The organism is Cryobacterium sp. PH29-G1 (genome assembly GCF_030063365.1).
Classification (GTDB): domain Bacteria; phylum Actinomycetota; class Actinomycetes; order Actinomycetales; family Microbacteriaceae; genus Cryobacterium.
Map to the genome: position 1 here is coordinate 1 of NZ_JASISY010000017.1, position 22,116 is coordinate 22,116.

Annotated in this window: 22 protein-coding genes; 9 read left to right on the plus strand and 13 right to left on the minus strand. The window is 62.7% G+C overall.

The features are described from left to right. Positions 1–370: HNH endonuclease signature motif containing protein (locus tag QMK22_RS15995; protein ID WP_283498648.1), on the plus strand; the 370-nt coding region annotated here is incomplete at its 5' end. Between the two features lie 202 nt (positions 371–572). Here the strand turns inward: QMK22_RS15995 and QMK22_RS16000 are convergent. The 5 genes from QMK22_RS16000 to sufB are packed head-to-tail and all read right to left on the minus strand — an operon-like array spanning position 573 to position 4,723. Beyond that, a complete protein-coding gene (locus QMK22_RS16000) occupies positions 573–902 on the minus strand; it encodes a metal-sulfur cluster assembly factor (protein ID WP_092107875.1) in 330 nt (109 codons plus the stop codon). Positions 903–906: 4 nt separating this feature from the next. Next, positions 907–1,671, minus strand: a complete 765-nt coding sequence (gene sufC / locus QMK22_RS16005) for a Fe-S cluster assembly ATPase SufC (protein ID WP_283498649.1) — start codon at positions 1,669–1,671, stop codon at positions 907–909. A 56-nt stretch (positions 1,672–1,727) separates the two neighbouring features. Further along, positions 1,728–2,054 carry a non-heme iron oxygenase ferredoxin subunit gene (locus QMK22_RS16010; protein WP_283498650.1) on the minus strand — a complete coding sequence of 109 codons (327 nt, stop codon included), beginning with the start codon at positions 2,052–2,054 and terminating at the stop codon, positions 1,728–1,730. Between the two features lie 2 nt (positions 2,055–2,056). Further along, positions 2,057–3,304: a Fe-S cluster assembly protein SufD gene (gene sufD, locus QMK22_RS16015; RefSeq protein WP_283498651.1), complete on the minus strand. Its 1,248-nt coding sequence runs from the start codon at positions 3,302–3,304 to the stop codon at positions 2,057–2,059. Further along, positions 3,305–4,723, minus strand: a complete 1,419-nt coding sequence (gene sufB / locus QMK22_RS16020; protein ID WP_283498652.1) for a Fe-S cluster assembly protein SufB — start codon at positions 4,721–4,723, stop codon at positions 3,305–3,307. 331 nt (positions 4,724–5,054) lie between these two features. On the opposite strand from sufB, the gene QMK22_RS16025 reads away from it, so the two are divergent. After that, positions 5,055–5,999 (plus strand): COX15/CtaA family protein, encoded by a 945-nt coding sequence (locus tag QMK22_RS16025; protein ID WP_283498653.1) that lies wholly within the window; start codon positions 5,055–5,057, stop codon positions 5,997–5,999. 7 nt (positions 6,000–6,006) lie between these two features. On the opposite strand, the gene QMK22_RS16030 is transcribed toward QMK22_RS16025, so the two are convergent. Continuing rightward, a complete protein-coding gene (locus QMK22_RS16030) occupies positions 6,007–6,927 on the minus strand; it encodes an NAD-dependent epimerase/dehydratase family protein (protein WP_283498654.1) in 921 nt (306 codons plus the stop codon). Between the two features lie 173 nt (positions 6,928–7,100). On the opposite strand from QMK22_RS16030, the gene QMK22_RS16035 reads away from it, so the two are divergent. Continuing rightward, positions 7,101–7,688 (plus strand): hypothetical protein, encoded by a 588-nt coding sequence (locus QMK22_RS16035; protein ID WP_283498655.1) that lies wholly within the window; start codon positions 7,101–7,103, stop codon positions 7,686–7,688. A gap of 106 nt (positions 7,689–7,794) precedes the next feature. Here QMK22_RS16035 and QMK22_RS16040 read toward each other — a convergent pair whose 3' ends face one another. Next, complete coding sequence (locus QMK22_RS16040) at positions 7,795–8,715, minus strand: heme o synthase (protein ID WP_283498656.1); 921 nt, start codon at positions 8,713–8,715, stop codon at positions 7,795–7,797. A 329-nt stretch (positions 8,716–9,044) separates the two neighbouring features. Between QMK22_RS16040 and tkt the strand changes: the two genes are divergently transcribed. The 6 genes from tkt to pgl all read left to right on the plus strand — a co-directional run bounded on the left by tkt (position 9,045) and on the right by pgl (position 17,392). Next, positions 9,045–11,138: a transketolase gene (tkt, locus tag QMK22_RS16045; RefSeq protein ID WP_283498657.1), complete on the plus strand. Its 2,094-nt coding sequence runs from the start codon at positions 9,045–9,047 to the stop codon at positions 11,136–11,138. Between the two features lie 110 nt (positions 11,139–11,248). Further along, positions 11,249–12,376 carry a transaldolase gene (gene tal / locus QMK22_RS16050; RefSeq protein ID WP_283498658.1) on the plus strand — a complete coding sequence of 376 codons (1,128 nt, stop codon included), beginning with the start codon at positions 11,249–11,251 and terminating at the stop codon, positions 12,374–12,376. Beyond that, on the plus strand, positions 12,376–13,977 hold the full coding sequence (locus tag QMK22_RS16055; RefSeq protein WP_283498659.1) for a phosphoglucose isomerase-related protein: 1,602 nt from the start codon (positions 12,376–12,378) through the stop codon (positions 13,975–13,977). Before tal ends, QMK22_RS16055 begins: the two co-directional genes overlap by 1 nt. A 114-nt stretch (positions 13,978–14,091) precedes the next feature. Beyond that, positions 14,092–15,633 (plus strand): glucose-6-phosphate dehydrogenase, encoded by a 1,542-nt coding sequence (gene zwf / locus QMK22_RS16060; RefSeq protein ID WP_283498660.1) that lies wholly within the window; start codon positions 14,092–14,094, stop codon positions 15,631–15,633. Continuing rightward, complete coding sequence (locus tag QMK22_RS16065) at positions 15,630–16,592, plus strand: glucose-6-phosphate dehydrogenase assembly protein OpcA (RefSeq protein ID WP_283498661.1); 963 nt, start codon at positions 15,630–15,632, stop codon at positions 16,590–16,592. Before zwf ends, QMK22_RS16065 begins: the two co-directional genes overlap by 4 nt. A gap of 2 nt (positions 16,593–16,594) precedes the next feature. Next, positions 16,595–17,392: a 6-phosphogluconolactonase gene (gene pgl, locus QMK22_RS16070; protein ID WP_283498662.1), complete on the plus strand. Its 798-nt coding sequence runs from the start codon at positions 16,595–16,597 to the stop codon at positions 17,390–17,392. A gap of 70 nt (positions 17,393–17,462) precedes the next feature. Here pgl and QMK22_RS16075 read toward each other — a convergent pair whose 3' ends face one another. The 6 genes from QMK22_RS16075 to QMK22_RS16100 form a co-directional block, all read right to left on the minus strand. Further along, positions 17,463–17,831 (minus strand): RNA polymerase-binding protein RbpA, encoded by a 369-nt coding sequence (locus QMK22_RS16075; protein WP_283498663.1) that lies wholly within the window; start codon positions 17,829–17,831, stop codon positions 17,463–17,465. A gap of 131 nt (positions 17,832–17,962) precedes the next feature. Then, complete coding sequence (gene secG / locus QMK22_RS16080) at positions 17,963–18,214, minus strand: preprotein translocase subunit SecG (RefSeq protein WP_283498664.1); 252 nt, start codon at positions 18,212–18,214, stop codon at positions 17,963–17,965. Between the two features lie 129 nt (positions 18,215–18,343). Then, a complete protein-coding gene (gene tpiA, locus QMK22_RS16085; RefSeq protein ID WP_283498665.1) occupies positions 18,344–19,138 on the minus strand; it encodes a triose-phosphate isomerase in 795 nt (264 codons plus the stop codon). Beyond that, positions 19,135–20,349, minus strand: coding sequence for a phosphoglycerate kinase (locus tag QMK22_RS16090; RefSeq protein ID WP_283498666.1), 1,215 nt, complete (start codon positions 20,347–20,349; stop codon positions 19,135–19,137). Before QMK22_RS16090 ends, tpiA begins: the two co-directional genes overlap by 4 nt. Before the next feature lie 10 nt (positions 20,350–20,359). After that, entirely contained in the window at positions 20,360–21,367 is a 1,008-nt protein-coding gene (gene gap / locus QMK22_RS16095) for a type I glyceraldehyde-3-phosphate dehydrogenase (RefSeq protein ID WP_283498667.1), read from the minus strand. A gap of 95 nt (positions 21,368–21,462) precedes the next feature. After that, positions 21,463–22,089: a superoxide dismutase gene (locus tag QMK22_RS16100; RefSeq protein WP_283498668.1), complete on the minus strand. Its 627-nt coding sequence runs from the start codon at positions 22,087–22,089 to the stop codon at positions 21,463–21,465. Positions 22,090–22,116: the final 27 nt, after the last annotated feature.

Consider the following 22,116-nt stretch of genomic DNA (forward strand, 5'->3'; position numbering starts at 1 on the left):
CGGCTGCAACCGCTCCGCCGGCCACAGCGACCTCGACCACACCATCGACAAACAATTCGGCGGCCCCACCACCGCCACCAACCTGCACTTCCTCTCCCCAGCACACCACAACCTGAAACACTTCAGCCAGTGGAAAGCCAGCGCCGACCCCGACGGCACCCTGCACTGGACCAGCCCCGCCGGCAAGCACTACGCCACCGACCCCGCCACCCGAATCAGCCCCCACCTGCAACACACCGCACCAGCACCACCCCCGCCCAACGCACCAGCACCACCCCCGCCCAACCCGTGGACCTCCGACTGTACCTCCGCCCGGACCTCCGCCCGGGACACCGACAACGCCGAGAACCCCGACCCCCAACCATTCTAGAAACCGTCCCTCAAGGAAGCCCCAGCTGAGGGCAGCAAGGAAGCTGGCGGCAACCCGCGACCTGCAACCTGCATCGGGCGGGCAGTCGGGTTGCCATGCTCAGGCGCGGCCCACCGGCCACGACCAACCGGAGATTCGGCACGCTCAAAGAAGGAAGGCCCCGCCTGCGGATGCAAGCGGGGCCTTCGAGATGGAACTGGAGCTACATGGCGAAGCCGAGGGCTCGCATCATGTCGCGACCATCGTCGGTGATCTTCTCCGGACCCCACGGCGGCATCCAGACCCAGTTGATGCGGAACTGATCGACGACTCCATCAAGAGCCTCGGCCGTCTGTTCCTCAAGCACGTCGGTCAGTGGGCAGCCGGCCGAGGTGAGGGTCATGTGGATGATGAGCGCGTTGTTCTCGTCGTCCCAGCCGAGGTCATAAATGAGCCCCAGGTCGACGACGTTGATGCCGAGTTCCGGGTCCATGACGTCTTTAAGGGCTTCTTCGATTTCGTCGAAGCGAGCCGGACTGAGTGTTGAGGCCATAGGACTAGCCTACGTTCGACGGGACAAGAAAGCGATCATAGCCTTCGTCCTCGAGGCGATCGGCCAGCTCCGGGCCGCCCTGTTCGGCGATTCTGCCGTTGACGAACACGTGTACGAAGTCGGGGTGGATGTAGCGCAGGATGCGCGTGTAGTGCGTGATCAGCAGCAGTCCGAGGCCGGTGTTGGCCTTGGCACGGTTGACGCCCTCCGCAACGATCTTGAGCGCGTCAACGTCGAGGCCGGAGTCGGTCTCGTCGAGCACGGCGAATTTGGGCTTGAGCAGTTCAAGCTGCAAGATCTCGTTGCGCTTCTTCTCGCCGCCGGAGAATCCCTCGTTGACGTTGCGCTCGGCGAAGGTCTTGTCCATGCGCAGGTTCGTCATGGCCTGACGAACGTCCTTGATCCAGGTACGGATGGGCGGGGCTTCACCCTCAATGGCCGTCTTAGCCGTGCGGAGGAAGTTGGTGACGGTAACACCCGGAATCTCGACCGGGTACTGCATGGCAAGGAAGAGGCCGGCGCGGGCGCGGGCATCCACTGTCATGGCGAGCACATCGGCACCGTCGATCAGGATCGAACCGCTCTCGACGTGATACTTGGGGTGGCCGGCGATCGTGTAGGCGAGGGTGGACTTGCCTGAGCCGTTGGGGCCCATGATGGCGTGAATTTCGCCCTCGTTAATGGTGAGGTTGACGCCGCGCAGAATTTGCTTGGTGCCCTGGTCGGTTTCGACGCTGACGTGCAGGTCGACAATTTCAAGAACAGACATGAATGTCGGATCCCTTTCTCAAGTCTCTATGGGAGCTGGTGCTGGTGGGGCGGTGGTTAGACCGCGACGGTGACGGACGGATCGACGAAGACGAAACCGTCGATGAGTTCAACGTGGTAAACCGGGACCGGATCGTAGGCCGGCAGTGACAGCGGCTTACCGGTGGTGAGGGAGAACATGGAGCCGTGGGCCCAGCACTCAAGCGTCTGACCTTCCACGAATCCCTCCGACAGCGAGATGTCGCCGTGCGTGCAGGTGTCGCCGATGGCGTACACCTCGCCGGCGGCGTCACGCACGAGAGCGATGGCGACGCCATCGATTTCGACCTTGACGGCCTGGTTTACTTCGAGCTCATCGAGAGCGCAGATCTTCGTTGCGGCCATGCTTACTTGTCGTCCGTTCCAATAAGTTCGGCTTCGATTGCGAGCTGCAACCGCGCTTCAAGTTCGGGGGAACCAATCTGCTGCACGACCTCGGTGAGAAAGCCGCGCACGACGAGACGGCGCGCTTCTTCCTCGGTGATACCGCGAGCCTGCAGGTAGAACAGTTGCTCATCATCGAATCGACCCGTGGCACTGGCGTGACCGGCTCCGACGATATCGCCGGTTTCGATCTCCAGGTTGGGGATGGAATCGGCGCGGGTGCCCTCGCTCAGCACGAGGTTGCGGTTCTGTTCGTAGCTGTCGGTACCGGCACCGTTACTGCCGATCAGCACGTCGCCGATCCAGACCGTGTGCGCATCTTTACCCTGCAGCGCGCCCTTGTAGTTGACCCGGCTGCGGCTCTTCGGCGCGTCGTGGAAAACATACACCTGCTGTTCCAGGTGCTGGCCGGCATCCGCGAAGTAGAGCCCGAGAAGCAGGGTGTCAGAACCGGGACCGGCCAGACGTACCGAGGGGTTGACCCGCACGATGCTGCCACCGAGGGAAACAACCACGTGCTTGAGGCGGGCGTCACGACCAACGGATGCGAAATGGTTGGCCAGGTGCACCGCGGAGTCGTTCCATTCCTGCAGCGTGACGACCGTGAGGTTGGCGGACTCGCCGAGAATGATCTCAACGTTTTCGCTCAGCCGGGCGTCACCCGTGTTGTGCAGGATGACCGTGGCCTGGCTGAACGGCTTGGCCTCGATGATCGTGTGGGCGGCGCGAGCGGAGTTGCCCAGGGTCGATCGGGTGACCGTGATCTCCTTGGCTTCCTCACCGGACACCGTGATGGCCAGAGCCTCGTCGAAAGCACCCCAGGCGTTGGCGGCGGCGCGTTCTTCCGGCAGACCGGCGGTGCCGATCCGGGCATCCGATCGGGGTACCCAGTTGACGGAGATCCCCGCCACCTCGGTGGACTCGACGTCATAGCGTGAGCCGTCGAGGTCGCCGGCGGTGAGGTCGGTGAACTTTGCGACGGGCGAATGCTTCCAGACGGCTTCGCGGCCGGTGACGGCCTCGAAGTCGACGACGTTGACGCTCTTGAAGCGGTCCGAGCGGGTTTGTACCGGCACGTAGCCGAAACGTCCGTCGGAGTGTTCTTTGATTCCGTGCTGGCCGGTCGGGAGGACCGACGAGCCAGCATCTGGTGTGGATGGTGCGGGCACAGTTTTTGAAGCGCTCTTCGAAAGCGCTGAAGCGGCGGACATTTAGCCGACGGATCCTTCCATGCCCATTTCAATGAGCTTGTTGAGTTCGAGGGCGTACTCCATCGGGAGCTCCCGGGCGATCGGTTCGATGAATCCACGAACGATCATGGCCATGGCCTCGTCTTCGGGCATGCCGCGGCTCATCAGGTAGAACAGTTGTTCTTCACTGACGCGCGAGACGGTGGCCTCGTGGCCGAGCTGCACGTCGTCCACGCGGATGTCGATGGACGGGTAGGTGTCGGAGCGTGACTGGGTGTCGACCAGGAGCGCATCACAGCGCACGGTGTTGGCCGCGTGGTGCGCGGCGGCATCCACTCGAACCTCACCGCGGTATCCGCTACGTCCGCCACCGCGTGCGATGGACTTGGACACAATGGATGACTGGGTGTACGGGGCCATGTGGATCATCTTGGCGCCGGCGTCCTGGTGCTGGCCGGGTCCGGCAAAGGCGACCGACAGGGTCTCACCCTTGGCGTGCTCACCCATGAGGTAAATGGACGGGTATTTCATGGTGACCTTGGAACCGATGTTGCCGTCGATCCATTCCATCGTGGCACCTTCACCGGCCGTGGCCCGCTTGGTGACGAGGTTGTAGACGTTGTTCGACCAGTTCTGGATGGTCGTGTAGCGAACACGGGCGTTCTTCTTGACGACGATCTCGACCACGGCGGAGTGCAGCGAGTCGGACTTGTAGATCGGGGCGGTGCAGCCCTCGATGTAGTGCACGTAGCTGCCCTCGTCGGCGATGATGAGCGTGCGCTCAAACTGGCCCATGTTCTCCGTGTTGATGCGGAAATATGCCTGCAACGGAATCTCAACGTGCACGCCGGGCGGCACATAGACGAACGATCCGCCCGACCAGACGGCCGTGTTGAGCGCGGCGAACTTATTGTCGCCCGAGGGGATGATCGTGCCGAAGTACTCTTCGAAGAACTCCGGGTGCTCCTTGAGCGCCGTGTCGGTGTCCATGAAGATAACGCCCTGGGCTTCGAGTTCCTCATTGATCTGGTGGTAGACCACTTCGGACTCGTACTGGGCTGCAACACCGGAGACGAGGCGCTGACGCTCAGCTTCGGGGATACCGAGCTTCTCGTAGGTGTTCTTGATGTCATCGGGCAGGTCTTCCCAAGTCTGGGCCTGCTTCTCCGTGGAACGCACGAAGTACTTGATGTTATCGAAGTCGATCTCGGAGAGATCGGCGCCCCAAGTGGGCATGGGCTTGCGTTCGAACAGCTGCAGGGCCTTCAAGCGGCGCTGCAACATCCAATCCGGCTCGGACTTCAGGTTGGAGATGTCAGTGACAACCTCGGGGGAAATACCACGACGAGCGGATGCGCCAGCCTTGTCGGAATCGGCCCACCCAAATTCGTAGGTGCCAATCCCCTCAAGGTCGGGACGGTCTAACAGGACATCCGACATAATTACCTCTTCTCTACCCAGCACAACCCGGATATTAGTCCGGTCATTCCCCTGACCTCAGTGAAGACCACGGGAACGGGTTGTGTGGACAGCTACGTTGCGTACCTAGAATATTCATGGAACGAAATGAACCCGAGCCGACCAACACCCGAGGGCGCTGTTCGGTTCCGATTGAAATCGTGCAATCACCATGACTGCACGAAGGATCTCCATGGAGATACCAATTCTACAGGTTGATCAGCATGATACGCGTGCTTGCCGGTCGATTCACATCTGTAGACGACACGATCTGAAGACACGCGCTCCTCAAAAGATATAGAGAGCAGAACCGGTGAATCCGATATACCAATGGTTGCCCCGCGCTATCGACGGACGTATCCGGGTGGTCGCCTGGCTATCCCTCGTAACGGAAATCCTGATCGTCGGAACCGGCGGCGCTGTTCGCCTGACCGGCTCCGGACTTGGCTGCCCAACCTGGCCGACCTGCGTTGCCGGGTCGCTGGTACCGACCGACGAGATGGGCGTGCACGGCATTATTGAGTTCGGCAACCGCCTGATGACCGGGCTGATCGGCATCATTGCGATTGCGGCGGTCGTTCTGCTCTGGCGTTTGCGCACGGAACGTAAGGACCTGTTCGTTCTCGCCGTGATTCTCGGCGGCGGCGTCCTTGTGCAGGCACTTGTCGGCGGCGTCACCGTGTTGACCGGCCTCAACCCGTTCATCGTCGGCTTTCACTTCACGGTGTCGCTTCTCATGGTCTGCATCGCAACGGTACTCGTGTACCGCGTTTATCTGGCGCCGGGAGTGCGCACCCTCATCGTGCCGAGCGGATTCGCCGGGCTGGCCCATGCCACGAGTTTCGTCGTGGCATTGACCGTGATGATGGGCGTGCTGACCACCGCATCCGGACCGCACTCGGGCGATGTCGCGGCGGGGCGCACGGGCTTCAATGCCGAGCTGCTCGAGCACCTGCATGCCTGGCCGGGCTACGCAACATTCGCCTTGACGATCGTGCTGCTCGTGGCAGCCGTTCGCGGCAAACTGGCCGTGCGTGCATTCGTTGCCCTACTGCTGGTCGTCGAGATCGTGCAGATCACGGTCGGTCTGCTTCAGGCGAATTTGGGTCTGCCGCCCGTTCTCGTGGGCCTGCACATGGTGCTCGCCTGCGTGCTCGCCGCCACGATGACCGCCGTTGTGCTGAAGCTCAAGGCTCCGGCAGCAGCAGCGGTTGACGCCACACGGCTGTCTGCGGCGAACGAAGCCGGCAGCCGATAGCCGGCGATCAGTTCAGGTTGCGATAGCTCTGAGCGGTGGCGAAGAGTGCGTCGTTCCACGGCGTGGCGGTGATGCCGAGTGCACGTTCGGTCTCGGTCGAGTCGATGATGAACGGCAGCACGAATTGGTAGCTCGAGGCCCACACCTCGTGCATCATCGGATTGGCCAGGCCGAGCGAACGCAGTAGCCACTGCGGATAGCCGGAGACTTTTCCCCGAGTGCCGTAGTGCGCGTTGAGCTGCGCGACGATATCGCTGCGGCTGAAGGTTCCGCTCGGAACATGCCAGATTCGTCCCCAGTCCCCCGTGAAGTCTGCGGCAGCGATGAGAGTTGCCACGATATCGGGCAGGTAGCTCCAACTGTGCTCGACCTGCGGTTTACCGACGACGTGAGCGGTTTTCGACCGCAGAACGGCAGTGAAAAACGACTCTCCGAGGTGGGCGGTGCCGGTGGCTCCCGGCCCGAAGTAGTCGCTGGCCCGCACCTCCACGGCGCGAATGTCACCGGCGTCGTGCGCAGCGCGCAGCGCGGCCCATCCGGCGCGGCGAATCAGTCCCTTCGTTTCGATGGTTGTCTCGGGTGACTGCTCGGTCATTGCGCCGGTCGGTGCACCATAGGGATATAGGTTCCCCATCGCGACTATGCGGGCACCGGTCGCCATGGCCGCCGCAATCGCCGCAGCGAAGATCGGCGGCCACTGCGCTGCCCAGTCGGTGTAGGGCGGATTGGTACAAAGAAAGATGGTTGACGCGTTCACGGCGGCCTGGGTGAACGCGGCCGGGTCGCGGGCATCAAGGATGCGGGCGGTGGTGCCGACAGCGCTCGAGCCCGATCGGGTCGCGATGGTCACCGAGTCGCCGCGCTCCGCGAGGCGCTCGGCGAGCGGACGACCAATGTGCCCGGCTCCAACGACAAGGTGCGTTTTCATGGTTTCCCTTCGGTCCGATCGTCTCAGATGTAGCTGATTCTGGCAGAAAGACGGTGCTGGAACACCCAAAAATGCTTTCCTGACCCCGTGCCGACCGGGTTCGGCGGCGTGAACGGGCCATGAATTCTCGCGCGTCTCTCCCCCGACGCTGGTCGCCGGTGTACTCTCCAGACATGCATTTCGCTCCGGGAGCCAAATCGAAGCCGCCAGACGACGCGGCGCGCCTTGCCCTGTTTGGTCCCCCGGTGTTCGGGTTCGTGCCGCAACAGCGTATTCAGGAACGCGGCTGGAGTTGGTACGGCAATCACGGCCGCACGCTTGAAGCGCAGGCGCACTATTGGCTCGCCGACCCGTCAGGCAATTTCTGGTTCGAAGATTCCCCGGCCGGGCCGGTTGGCATCGCCGAGCTGCGCGGATTCGTTTTTACGGATGTGCCGGGCTCCACCAATCGCGGTGGCGACCCTATCCGTGACGCGCTCAACCAGCATCTGCAGTACATCGTTATGAACTACGCCAAGAATCCGTACGATTTCGGGTCAGAATTGTGGGCCGAACGGCATACGCAGCAGCAGGCGGAGATCGAACTCGCGCTGGCCCGTCGTTCGAATTTGATCGTCGACGGCATGGCCCTGACCGCCATCAGCGTGACGGCGTCCGACTTCACGGGGACAGCGATGGCCCTGGCCGGACGCGTGGTCACGGTTGTGATTCATTCGGCCGACGTCGGCAAGATCGATACCCGGCTCACCCGTCGGGTCTAAAATCGCGACGCCGGGATGCCCGTTATCTGTCCCAGATAGGTGAGCCAGGCCGTTCCCTCGTACGCCCACATGAGGTCTCCCCCTGGTAAAAGGCCCAGAGGACCGGTTAGAACGGCAGGAGTGGGTCTACACCGACGGCCACAAAGAGCAAGGTCAGGTAGGCGATCGAGCCGTGGAACACGCGCATCGGGGACACATGCTCGTGGCGAATGGCCAAGCTGTAGAGCCGGTGCGTTTCGTAGATGAACCAGCCGCCCGTGACGAGAGCGACAAAACTGTAGAGCAAGCCCATGCCCGCTACCGGGATGAGCAGCAGCGAGCAAGCAACCGTAGCCCAGGCATACAGGATGACCTGCAGGCCCACCTGCGCACGACCACGCACGACGGCCAGCATTGGAACGCCCGCGGCCTGGTAGTCGCTGCGATATTTCATCGACAGCGGCCAGTAGTGCGGGGGTGTCCACAGAAAAATAATCATGAACAGAATGAACGGCGGCCAGGACAGGTCCCCGGTCACGGCCGCCCAGCCGATGAGTACGGGCATGCAGCCGGCAATACCGCCCCAAACAATATTCTGCGGGGTGCGACGTTTGAGAATGATCGTATAGAAGACGACATAGAGCAAAATGGCGGCGAACGAGAGTGCTGCGGCGAGCCAGTTGGTCAGAAGGCCCAGCCAAAGAATGGATGCCGCACCCAAAGCCCAGGCGAAAATCAGTGCTTCTCGGTCGCTGAGTTCACCGGTGACCAGCGGGCGATTCTTGGTGCGCTTCATCAAGCGGTCGATATCGCGATCGAGGTAGCAGTTGAAGGCCCCGGCGGAGCCGGCACTGAGCGAACCGCCGACCAGCGTGGCGAGAATCAGCCAGAGACTGGGGATCCCCTGCTCGGCGAGCAGCATCGTGGGCGCCGTGACGACCAACAAAAGTTCGACAACTCGCGGTTTGGTCAGGGAAAGATAGGCCTTCAGGGTGCGCTTTAGTGTGCGCGGTCCGCTTAGGACCGGGGTCTTCAGGGCGACGTCCATTGTTCCTCTAACGCTAGGCAAGTCTTCTCAGTCTAGGTCACGCCTCGACCGACGCTCCACCGGGCGCCTGACCGGATTGTTTCTCCATGTAACGTCATATGACCCGTGCGCCTTGGCACGGATCCGTATACTTGGATTGTTCCCCCACCCTCTCTGCGATTCGGCGCGCCACCTCGTGGTTCCGCGTTACCGCCCAGTTAAGGTGCCGTCTCGTGGCGGCTGACGGGAAACACAGAACGATCAGGTTTCGATCTCTATACGTGTGACGACAATCTCAGGACGGGTTGACAACAACTCGCCCTCTTCGCTTTATAGAAGGGCCAAAAAACGTGGCAGCATTGCAGTGGGATTCCATCGACAATAAAGCGGTTGACACCGCGCGAATTCTGGCGGCTGACGCCGTCGAGAAGGTTGGGAATGGGCATCCGGGCACCGCGATGAGCCTCGCTCCCGCCGCGTATCTTCTGTTTCAGAAGATCATGCGCCGGGACCCGGTCGACAACGAGTGGATCGGTCGCGACCGTTTCATCCTCTCGGTCGGCCACAGCTCGCTGACGCAGTACGTGCAGTTGTACCTGGGCGGCTATGGCCTTGAGCTCGAAGACCTCAAGGCGCTGCGCACCTGGGGATCCAAGACCCCTGGACACCCGGAATACGGCCACACCGACGGCGTTGAGATCACCACCGGCCCGCTGGGTCAGGGACTCGCCTCGGCTGTCGGGTTCGCCTACGCCTCCCGCTTCGAGCGCGGGCTGTTCGACCCGGATGCCGCAATCGGATCCAGCCCGTTCGACCACTTCGTCTACGTCATCGCCGGCGATGGCGACCTGCAGGAAGGCATCACGAGCGAGGCATCCTCCCTCGCCGGCCATCAACAGCTCGGCAACCTCATCACGATCTACGACAGCAACCAGATCTCGATTGAGGACGACACCAACATCGCTTTCACCGAGGATGTCGCTGCTCGCTACGCCGCCTATGACTGGCACGTTCAGACGGTGGACTGGAAAAAGACCGGCTCCTACGTCGAGGACGTCGCCGAGCTGAACGCGGCCATCGAAGCCGCCCAGAACGAAACCGGCAAGCCGAGCCTGATTATTCTCAAGACCATCATCGGCTGGCCGAGCCCGAAGAAGCAGAACACCGGCAAGATCCACGGCTCCGCCCTCGGCGCCGAGGAACTCGCGGGCGTTAAAACCATTCTGGGCTTCGACCCGGAGAAGAACTTTGATGTCGCTCCCGAGGTCATTGCCCACACTCGACTGGCGGTGGATCGCGGAGCCGCCCAGCACGCGGAGTGGACCGTGCAGTTCGACGCTTGGGCCGCGGCAAACCCCGAACGCAAGGTTCTGCTCGACCGGGTACTTTCCGGCGACCTGCCCGATGGCGTCGAGACGGCCCTTCCCCTCTTCGCTGGCGGCACCCCCGTCTCGACCCGCGCGGCATCCGGCAAGGTTCTGACCGCTCTCGGCGGCGTTATCCCCGAGCTCTGGGGCGGTTCCGCTGACCTCGCCGAATCCAACAACACCACCATCGGTGGCGCCGCATCGTTTATTCCGAGCGAACACTCCACGGGCGAGTGGACCGGTAACTCCTACGGCCGAGTGCTGCACTTCGGTATTCGGGAACACGCCATGGCCGCCATCCTCAACGGCATCGTGTTGCACGGCAACACCCGCCCGTTCGGTGGCACCTTCTTGATTTTCAGCGACTACATGCGCCCGGCCGTTCGCCTCGCCGCTCTCATGAAGGCGCCGTCGATTTTCGTCTGGACCCACGACTCGGTTGCTCTCGGCGAAGACGGCCCCACCCATCAGCCGATCGAACAACTGGCAACCCTGCGCGCCATTCCGGGACTGGACGTTGTCCGTCCCGGCGATGCCAATGAAACCGCCTGGGCCTGGAAGACCATTCTGGAACGCCGGAACGGCCCGGCCGGAATCGCCCTGACCCGCCAGAACATCCCGGTGTACGAACGCGGCGAAGGCGCAGCATCCGCCGAGACCTTCGCCTCGGCGAAGAACGTGGCCCGTGGCGCGTATGTGTTGGCCGAAGCGGCTGGCGGCATCCCCGACGTGATTCTGATCGGCACCGGCTCCGAGGTGCAGCTCGCCGTTGACGCCCGCGCTCAGCTCGCCCTGGAAGGCATCAACGCCCGCGTCGTGAGCGCACCCTGCCTCGAATGGTTCGAGGAGCAGAGCAGCGAGTACCGCGAATCGGTGCTTCCCGCCGCGGTCACCGCTCGCGTGTCGGTCGAGGCCGGCCTCGCACTGACCTGGCGTGGCTACGTCGGCGATGCCGGTCGGAGCATCTCGATCGAGCACTTCGGGGCTTCCGCCGACTACCAGACGCTATTCCGGGAATTCGGCATCACCACCGAAGCCGTTGTCGCCGCCGCGAAGGAATCCATCAGCGCGGCCTGAGTGCCCCCGGGGGACCGATTCGGTAATACTGTGCAGGATACTGTTCTCCCCCTTCTCCACCACACCGCTACAGTCAGCTGCCTGAAGCAGCACAACCAGGAGATTTCACTATGACAAACCCCACCCCCCTCGCCCAGCTGTCCGCTGCCGGCGTTAGCATTTGGCTCGACGACCTTTCTCGTGAACGCATCAACTCCGGTGGACTGCAGGATCTGATCAAGAACAGCAACGTCGTCGGCGTCACCACGAACCCGACGATCTTCGCCGGTGCCCTGGCCAAGGGCGAGGCATACAGCGAACAGGTCGCGACGCTGGCCGCCGACGGTACCAACGTGACCGACGCCGTCTTCGCCATCACCACCGATGACGTCGCCGCTGCCTGTGACATCTTTCGCCCGGTTTACGACGCGACCAATGGTCAGGACGGCCGCGTCTCGATCGAGGTTGAGCCGAGTCTCGCTCGCGACGCTTCCGGTACGATCACCCAGGCCCAGCAGCTCTGGAAGAAAGTCAACCGAGCCAACGCGATGATCAAGATTCCCGCGACGGTCGAGGGTCTGGAAGCCATCACGGCCACCATCGCCCTCGGCATCAGCGTCAACGTGACCCTGATCTTCAGCCTGGAGCGTCACCGCCAGGTCATCAACGCGTACCTGTCCGGACTCGAGCAGGCCAAGGCCGCCGGAATCGACCTCTCCACGATTCACTCGGTCGCCTCATTCTTCGTCTCGCGCGTCGACTCTGAAATCAACATCCGTCTTGAAACGCTCGGTACTCCCGAAGCTCTCGCCCTCAAGAGCAAGGCCGGCGTCGCCAATGCCCAGCTCGCGTACCAGGTCTACGAGCAGGCATTCAGCAGTGAGCGTGCGCTCGGCTTGATCAAGGCCGGCGCCACCAAACAGCGCCCACTCTGGGCCTCGACCGGCGTCAAAGATGCCAGCCTGCCCGACACCCTCTACGTGACCGAGCTGGTCGCCCCCGAGGTCGTCAACACCATGCCAGAGAAGACCATGCAGGCTACTGCCGACCACGGCGTCATCCCGGCGGACTCGGTCACCGGCTCCTACGCTGGAGCAAATGCCGTGCTCGACGCGCTGGCCGCTCAGGGTGTCTCGTACGACGACGTCACCCGGCTGCTCGAAGAAGAAGGCCTGTCCAAATTCGAGGTGTCCTGGAACGAATTGCTCGACACGGTGCAGACGGCCCTCACTGCAGCCTCGACCACGGCGGCCGTGTGATGAGCTTTCGCATCTCGGTGAGTGGCGCCGCGGCAGACGCGGTACTGGCCACTGTTCCCACCCTCGTCGCGGACCTCGTCGCCTCCGGCATCACCGCCCTCGACCCGGCCCTCTGGGGCCCCGAGGCCGAAGCTGAAGCAGCACTGCGTCTGGGCTGGACCGAATCCGTCGCGGTTTCTCGCCCGCTCGTGGCCGAAATCACGGAACTGCGTTCCGTTCTGCAGGCTCGCGGCGTTACCCAGATCGCCCTCGCCGGTATGGGCGGGTCATCGTTGGCCCCTGAGGTCATCACCCGCACCGCTGGCGTCGCTCTCACGGTACTCGACGCAACCGACCCCGGGCAGGTGCTCTCCGCGCTGAAAGACAACCTCGCCGGCACGGCCCTGGTCGTCTCTTCCAAGAGCGGCTCCACCGTTGAAACCGACAGCCAGCGCCGGGTTTTCGAACGCGCCTTTCGCGAGATCGGTATCGATCCTGCCGAGCGCATCATCGTTGTGACCGACCCCGGTTCGCCGCTCGAAGCATCCGCACGTGAAGCGGGCTACCGCGTTTTCAACGCGGATCCCACCGTGGGTGGGCGCTACTCGGCACTGACCGCGTTCGGACTCGTGCCCTCGGGACTGGCCGGCGTGGACATCGGCGAGCTCCTCGACGAGGCAGAGTCGATCTCGCTGGCATTGGCCGTTGACTCCCCCGAGAACCCGGGGCTCGTTCTCGGTGCAGCGATCGCCGCCACCAGCCCGCGGCGCGACAAGCTCGCCATCGTTTCCGACGGCACACACATCGTGGGCTTTGCGGACTGGGTCGAACAGCTCATCGCCGAATCGACCGGCAAGCTCGGCACCGGAATTTTGCCGGTCGTGCTGGAGCTGGACGCTCCCGAGCTGACCGAGGCGTTGCCCGACCTGCAGCTCGTGCGGGTCGTCGCTGATGCCGGCACCGAGCTGTTTGCTGAGACCGGCGACGAGATTGTCGTCAGCGGAACCCTCGGCGCACAGTTTCTGGTGTGGGAGTACGCGACCGTCGTTGCCGGGCGCCTGCTGGGCATCAACCCGTTCGACCAGCCCGATGTCGAATCCGCAAAAATCGCCACGCGCGGCCTGTTGGATGCTCGCCCGACGCCGGCGCCCGCCTCGTTTATCACGGACGGCATCGAAGTGCGGGGGACCCCGCACGTCATCGGTGCGGCCAGCGACCTTGCCTCGGCGATCGATGCGCTGCTTGAGGAGCTGGGCTCCGACGGATACGTCGCCGTGCAGGCCTACGTCGACCGCCTTGCGCTTCCGCAGCTGGCCGAGATCCGCAACAAGCTCGCTACGCTGTCGAAGCGACCGGTCACGTTTGGCTGGGGACCGCGCTTTCTGCACTCCACCGGACAATTCCACAAGGGCGGACCGGCTACCGCCGTGTACCTGCAAATTCTGGCCACACCGGCGGAGGACCTCGATATTCCCGAGCGTCCGTTCACCTTTGGAGAACTCATCCAAGCGCAAGCCAGTGGCGATGCGAGCGTGCTGGCCGAGCACGGACGCCCCGTTTTGACGCTGACGCTGACCCAACCCCAGCAGAACGTCGCCACCCTGTTCCAGGCGTTGGTCTAGTCGGGAGGGGTCCTCACGGGCACCCCGTGCGGACCCCCGGCACACGCACTTTAAGTGTGCCGGGATCCTCTGCTGCATCCCCATTTTTCTGCACTGTCCCGTCAAAGGAGCTGCATGTCCCCGGTGGAAATAACTCCGGAGTTTAATCCGCTCAGGTCACCATCCGACTATCGCTTGAATAGAATCGCCGGGCCTTCCAGCCTCGTGATCTTCGGTGTCACCGGTGACCTTGCGCGCAAGAAGCTCATGCCCGCCGTCTACGATTTGGCCAATCGCGGGCTACTACCGCCCGGTTTTGCCCTGGTCGGGTTTGCCCGCCGCGACTGGGACAACGAAGACTTCATGCAGGTTGTGCACGATGCCGTCAAACAGCATGCCCGCACCGAGTTTCACGAAGACGTCTGGGCTCAGTTGGCTGAGGGCATCCGTTTTGTTTCGGGCACCTTTGACGACGACGAAGCGTTCACCCGTCTATCCCAGACCATCGACGAGCTGGACCGTGAGCGAGGAACTATGGGCAACCATGCGTTCTACCTCGCGATTCCGCCCAAGGCTTTCCCTCAGGTTACCGAGCAGTTGCGGCGATCGGGTCTGGCCGAGCAGGAAAACGGCCAGTGGCGTCGGGTCGTCATCGAGAAGCCGTTCGGCAGCGATCTGAAGACTGCACGGCAGCTCAACGATGTGGTCGAGTCGGTGTTTCCGCCCGACTCCGTCTTTCGGATCGATCACTACCTCGGCAAAGAGACGGTGCAGAACATTTTGGCACTGCGCTTCGCCAATGAAATGTTTGAACCGTTGTGGAACGCCAACCACGTTGAACACGTGCAAATCACCATGGCCGAGGACATCGGTGTGGGTGGGCGCGCCGGATACTACGACGGCATCGGCGCCGCGCGCGACGTGATTCAGAACCACTTGCTGCAATTGCTGGCGCTTACCGCAATGGAAGAGCCAATCTCCTTTGATGCCGCCGACCTGCGCGCCGAAAAGGAGAAGGTGCTCGCCTCCGTGCGGCTCCCCGCCGATCTTGGACAAGGGACCGCGCGGGGCCAGTACGCCGGCGGTTGGCAAGGTGGCGAAAAGGTCGTCGGTTTTCTCGATGAAGACGGTATGAACCCGGAATCGGTCACCGAGACCTATGCCGCCATGCGGTTGACGATCGACACGCGCCGCTGGGCTGGAGTGCCGTTTTATCTGCGTGCCGGCAAACGCCTCGGCCGTCGAGTCACCGAGATCGCCGTGGTTTTCAAACGCGCCCCGCAGTATCTGTTCGCGCCCGGTCAGACCGCCGAACTGGGCCACAATGCCCTGGTGATTCGGGTTCAGCCCGATGAGGGAGTCACGATCCGGTTCGGATCGAAGGTGCCCGGCGTCGTGATGCAGGTACGAGACGTGACCATGGACTTCGGATACGGCCACGCCTTCACCGAGGCGAGCCCGGAAGCCTATGAGCGACTCATCCTCGACGTACTCCTCGGCGACCCGCCCCTGTTCCCCCGGCATGAAGAGGTCGAACTGTCGTGGAAGATTCTGGACCCGATCGAAGAATACTGGGCCACGCAAGGACAACCGGAGCAGTACCGCCCCGGTACCTGGGGACCCACATCCGCTGACGACTTACTGGCCCGCGATGGCCGCACCTGGAGGCGACCATGATCGTCGATCTGCCCGACACCACGACCGCGAAGATCTCAAAAGCGCTTGTGCGCATTCGGGAAGAGGGCGGCGCCGTGGCTCTCGGCCGCGTGCTCACCCTGATTATTGCCTCGACCGTCGGTCACGAAGAAGAGGCGATTGAGGCCGCCAACGATGCTTCCCGTGAGCATCCGATGCGCGTCATCGTCGTCTCCACTCAGGAAACGACCTCGACGACGGCGACACCCGACGCTCGGGTCGACGCTGAAATCCGAGTGGGCGGCGATGCCGGAGCCAGTGAGGTCATCGTTTTGCGGGTCTACGGTGAGGCAGCAAGCGACCCGGAGAGTCTGGTCACCGGCTTGCTATTGTCCGACGCTCCCGTCGTGGCCTGGTGGCCCGGTACGGCCCCGGCCGTTCCCAGCGAGTCCCCGCTGGGACGCATCGCCTACCGTCGCATTACGGATGCTTCGACCCAGCCGGATCCGCAGGCCGCGCTGCACCATCTCTGTGGCAGCTATCGTCCCGGGGACACCGACTTCGCCTGGACGCGCCTGACGCTGTGGCGCGCCCAGCTGGCCGCAGTGTTGGACCAGCCCCCCTACGAACCCATCATCGGAATTCAAGTCACCGGCGCGGCAGCCTCCCCGTCCACTGCACTGTTGGCTGCGTGGCTGCAAATGCAACTGCAGGTACCGGTCGACTACGAGTTGACCACCGGTCCCCAGGCCAACGGCCTGCACGGGGTGCACCTTACTCGCGCATCGGGGACCATCTCGCTCGAACGCGAGATGCCCGATATTGCCCGTCTGAGCCAACCCGGGCAGCCGGTTCAGGATCTGACGCTCAAACGACGCAGCCTGCGCGATTGTCTCGCCGACGAACTGCGCCGGCTCGATCCGGACGAGCTGTATGGTGAGGTCATCACCCGCGGCTTGCCGCAACTCGATGACATGGTGAATAACAGGAGCGGAGTCTGACCGTGACCAATGATCGACGGGTGCTGGTGCACCAGAACACGCAAGCTCTGGCAAGTTCGGTAGCAGCCCGCTTTCTGACGAACATGGTCGATGTACTGCAGGAGCAGGACGAAGCGAATGTCGTGCTGACCGGCGGCTCCGTAGGCATCGCTGTATTGGCCGCAATCAATGATTCAGCTGCCCGCGACACAATTGACTGGTCTCGAGTCAACTTTTGGTGGGGAGACGAACGTTGGGTAGCTCGCGCCGATCCCGAGCGCAATGAAGTGCAGGCTCGAGCGGCCCTCTTGGACCACATAAACGTCCCGTCGGCGAACATCCACTCGTTCGCAGCCTCGGATGACTCCCCCGAGACCGCCCCGGAGGGCGGCACCGATGCTTTGGCGGCGGCAGCAGCCCGGTACACGGCAGAACTACTCGCGCATGCACCCGAGGGTGCCCCCTACCCGCGTTTCGACGTGACATTTCTCGGGGTCGGACCCGATGGGCACATCGCATCATTGTTTCCGCACCGATCGGGAATTCGCGAGAACGAGGCCAGCGTCATCACTGTGCGCGACTCCCCCAAGCCGCCGGCTGATCGTTTGTCGCTGACGCGACCCGTGCTGAACTCATCGGACCGGGTCTGGCTGGTCCTGGCCGGCTCTGACAAGGCGTCAGCGCTCGGGCTCGCGCTGGCGGGCGCGAGCCGTGACGAAGTTCCCGCTGCGGGGATCAAGGGACGCTATCGCACGATGTACTTCGTCGACAGCGATGCGGCTGCTCAGGTTCCCGAGAACCTCATCGCACCCGCCTACTAACCGCACGCCACGGGCGAACAGCAAAAAACCGGCTCTCGTTTTCTCGAGAGCCGGTTTTTTGTTTCAGTCTTCAGTTCGTGGGCGACAGCTTGCCGCGACGAACGCGCAGCTGGTGGAGCGCCTCTTCCAAGAGCGATTCCGCTTCTTCCTCGGTGCGACGTTCCTTGACGTAAGCGAGGTGCGTCTTGTAGGGCTCAAGTTTCACCACGGACGGCGGGTTCTCTTTGTCACGGCCGGCCGGCAATCCAGACGACGGGCAGTCGATGGTGACCGGGATCTCCTCGTCGGGAAGGCTCGCGGCAAAGTACCGCACCGTCTCATTGCCGAGTGCATCCCAATAGGAGACCTTGATGCGGTCCGCGTGAAAACCGCGATCCTGCTCGCCCATGGGGCCTGCGCCTACACGCGAGCCACGAATTGCGCTGCCGCCTGATGCCATCTTGTTCCTCCGTTGACTCGTGCAGTTGTGCGCTGCAGATTCGAGCAGTTATTGGTGCCGCTGTTAGTGGTGCTGCTAGTGACTCAGTGTGCTGGTCAAAGAGCTAGGGTAACTCCGCACATGGCGAAAAGTTAAGCCCCCGTGTCAAATTTGGTAATCAAACCGAGAACCACGATGCAGGTGATCCACAGCAAGCCAAGAATGATGGTGATGCGGTTGAGGTTGCGCTCGGCAACCCCCGAGGCACCCAGATTGGAGGTTACGCCACCACCAAACATGTCGGACAATCCACCGCCCCGCCCCTTGTGCAACAAAATGAGCATGGTGAGCAGGAGACTCGTAATACCGACGAGCACCTGCATAACGACCTGGAGAATCTCCACACGAAACCTTTCAAAACACGGAGGGCGCAACTCTGGCGCCCAGACCCTCGTAATTATACCCTTCACACAGGAGCGAGGTGGTTGCCCGTGGGCAACCACCTCGCTCCTGCACGTGAGGTACACGTCGAATTAGAGACCGACGTGCTTGTGATACCGAATAATGCTGGAGAACTCCGGAATATCTAGGCTGGCGCCGCCAACGAGGGCACCGTCAACGTTGGGCTCTCGCATGAATGCGGCGATGTTGCCGCTCTTGACCGAGCCACCGTATAGGATACGGGTCTTGTCGGCCACATCCTGACCGAGCGTCTCGACGAGAACGCCGCGCAGCGCGGCGGCGACCTGTTCGGCCTGCTCTGGAGTTGCAGCCTGACCGGAGCCGATCGCCCATACGGGCTCGTAGGCAACCACGATGTCTGCGGCGTTGGTCACACCGGCGAGTGCCGCGCGCAACTGAGCGACCGGAACAGCGCTCGGACCGTGCACGGCCAGGTCTTCGGCGCTTTCGCCGACGCAGATCAACGGCACCAGGTTGTGTTTCAGGGCTGCGGACACCTTAGCGGCCACCTGCTCATCGCTCTCGTTGTGCAGGGTTCGGCGTTCGGAGTGCCCGATGATCACGTACTGGCATTCCAATTGAGCCAGGAATGCACCCGAGATCTCGCCCGTGTACGCACCGGAATCGTGAGCCGACACGTCCTGGGCACCAAAGGCGAGCGGAAGCTTGTCCGCCGACACCAGAGTCTGCACGCTGCGCAGGTCGGTGAATGGAGGAAAAACTGCAACCTCGACCGCAGCGAAGTCGTGCCCGGCATCCTTGAGATTCCAGGCCAGCTTCTGTACGAAAGCGATGGCCTGGAGGTGATCCAGGTTCATCTTCCAGTTGCCCGCAATTAGCGGAGTACGCCGAGGGTTAGTGTTCATTGCCATCCGAGGACCTCCAGTCCTGGTAGACGCTTGCCCTCGAGGAATTCGAGGCTTGCGCCACCGCCGGTAGAAATATGACCGAATTGGTCGTCGTGGAAACCGAGGATGCGCACGGCCGCGGCCGAGTCGCCGCCACCGACCACGCTGAGTCCGCTGACCTCGGTGAGTGCGGCGGCAACCGTGCGGGTGCCCTCCGCGAAGGGTGCGAGTTCAAATACGCCCATGGGGCCGTTCCAGAACACTGTGTTCGACGCGCGGATGATTTCTGCGAACGCCGCCGCCGTATCCGGCCCGATGTCCAGGCCCAGCCCGGCAGCGCCGAACGGGGTGTCCTCAATTTTGTCCGCCGGGGTGATCACGTGCTCGGCATCGGCACCGAACTTTGAGGCGACCACCACATCGGTGGGGAGAACAATCTTCACGCCGAGACGTTCGGCTTCGGCCAGATAGCCGCGAACCGTCTCGATCTGGTCGCTCTCCAGCAGGCTGGCACCGACTTTGTGCCCCTGAGCGGCCAGAAAGGTGAACAGCATGCCGCCACCGATCAGCAGGGAGTTCACGCGGGGCAGCAAATGCCCGATGACGCCGAGCTTGTCGCTCACCTTGGAACCGCCGAGGATGACCGTGTACGGGGCCTCGGGCTTCTCGGTGAGGCGGTCGAGTACGTCGAGTTCGGCGGCAATGAGCAGACCGGCCGCACTCGGCAGCAGCGACGCCAAATCGTAGACGCTCGCCTGCTTGCGGTGAACGACCCCGAAACCGTCGGACACGAATGCATCGCCGAGGAGCGCAAGCCGCTCGGCGAACGCGAGGCGATCGGCATCCACTTTGCTGGTCTCCCCCGCGTTGAATCGCAGGTTTTCCAAAACGACGATGTCGCCGTCGTGCAGCGCAGCCACTGCCTCGGTGGCCGAGTCACCGACCGTGTCGGTGGCAAAGGCAACCGGGAGGTTCACCAATTCGCTCAAGCGAGCGGCAACAGGCTTCAGGCTGTACTGAGGATCAACGGCCCCGTCGGGGCGCCCGAGGTGAGAAACAATCACCACGCGGGCACCCTGAGCGACGAGGGCGTTGAGGGTGGGCAGTGACGCCCGCACCCGTCCATCGTCGGTGATCTGTCCGTTCTTCAACGGAACGTTCAGGTCAAAGCGGACGATAACCCGCTTGCCGCCGAGCGGTCCGAGCGAGTCAATCGTGCGTAACGTCACCGCGCGGCCGTTAGAGTCGCTCGGCGACGAACTCGGTGAGGTCAACAAGGCGGTTGGAGTAACCCCACTCGTTGTCGTACCACGAGGCAACCTTGACCTGGTCGCCGATTACCTTGGTGAGTCCGGCGTCGAAGATCGAGGAGTGCGGGTCGCCAACGATGTCGCTGGACACGATCGGGTCCTCGGTGTAGCTGAGGATGCCCTTGAGCGGACCTTCTGCTGCGGCCTTGTAGGCAGCGTTCACTTCTTCGACCGTTACTGCACGGGAGGCTGTGATGGTGAGGTCGGTGATCGAACCGGTCGGCACCGGAACGCGCAGTGCGTAGCCGTCCAGCTTGCCGACGCTCTCGGGGATGACCAGGCCGAGGGCCTTGGCTGCACCGGTCGACGTCGGGATGATGTTGAGCGCAGCGGCGCGGGCACGACGGAGGTCGCTGTGCGGTCCATCCTGCAGGTTCTGGTCTGCGGTGTACGCGTGAATGGTGGTCATCAGGCCGCGTTCGATACCGAAGTTGTCGAGGAACACCTTGACGAGCGGCGCGAGGCAGTTCGTGGTGCAGGAAGCGTTCGAGATGATGTTGTGCACCGCGGCGTCGTAGGTGTCTTCGTTCACACCGAGTACGAGAGTCGCGACGTCAGCACCCGTTGCGGGTGCGGAGACGATGACCTTCTTGGCACCGGCGTCGATGTGCTTCTGGGCATCGACGGCCTTGGTGAAACGTCCGGTGGATTCGATGACGATTTCAACGCCCAGGGCGCCCCAGGGCAGGTTGGCCGGGTCGCGCTCGGCGAGGACCTTGATGGGCTTGCCGTTGACAATGATGTTGTCGCCGTCGACCTCGACGGTGGCGTCCAGGCGGCCTCCGACAGAGTCGTACTTGAGCAGGTGGGCGAGCGAGGCAGGGTCGCTCAGGTCGTTGACGGCGACAATTTCAATGTCGCTGCCCTTGGCGAGGGCTGCACGGAAGTAGTTGCGGCCAATGCGGCCGAACCCGTTGATACCGATCTTTACGGACACGAATAGCTCCTGATTGTGAAAAGGCGCCGAAAGGCGCGATGAAAAGAGTGCGGGACGAGAACGGTGGTGCCCCTATTGCGAGGGGCACCAGCAGGCTACGAGAGTAGCAGCAGGCCGTTCGTCTTCTCGCGTGCGACGGTGAAACGCTCCTGCACGTTGGCCCAGTTTGCGATATTCCAGAAGGCCTTGACGTAGTCGGCACGCACGTTGCGGTAGTCGAGGTAGTAGGCGTGCTCCCAAACATCGAGCATAAGAACCGGTACGGTTCCGGCCGCGAAGTTGGACTGCTGGTCGAAGAACTGCTGGATGATCAGGCGCTGCCCGATGGAATCCCAGGCGAGAACGGCCCAACCGGACCCCTGCACGCCGAGTGCGGCCGCGGTGAAGTGCGCCTGAAACTTGTCGAACGAACCGAAGTTGTCGTCGATCGCCGCAGCGAGCTCACCGACCGGCTTGTCGCCGCCGTTCGGGGAGAGGTTCGTCCAGAAGACGGAGTGGTTGACGTGGCCACCCAGGTTGAATGCGAGGTCCTTCTCCAGCTTGTTCACGTTGGCGAGGTTTCCGCTGTCGCGGGCCTCCGCGAGCTGGGCCAAGGCCGTGTTGGCGCCGGTGACGTAGGCCTGGTGATGTTTTCCATGGTGGAGTTCCATGATGGTGCCGCTGATGCTGGGCTCAAGAGCCGCATAGTCGTAGTCAAGTGCGGGCAGGGTGTATTCAGCCATTACTTATCTCCTTGTGTGGTGTGCCGG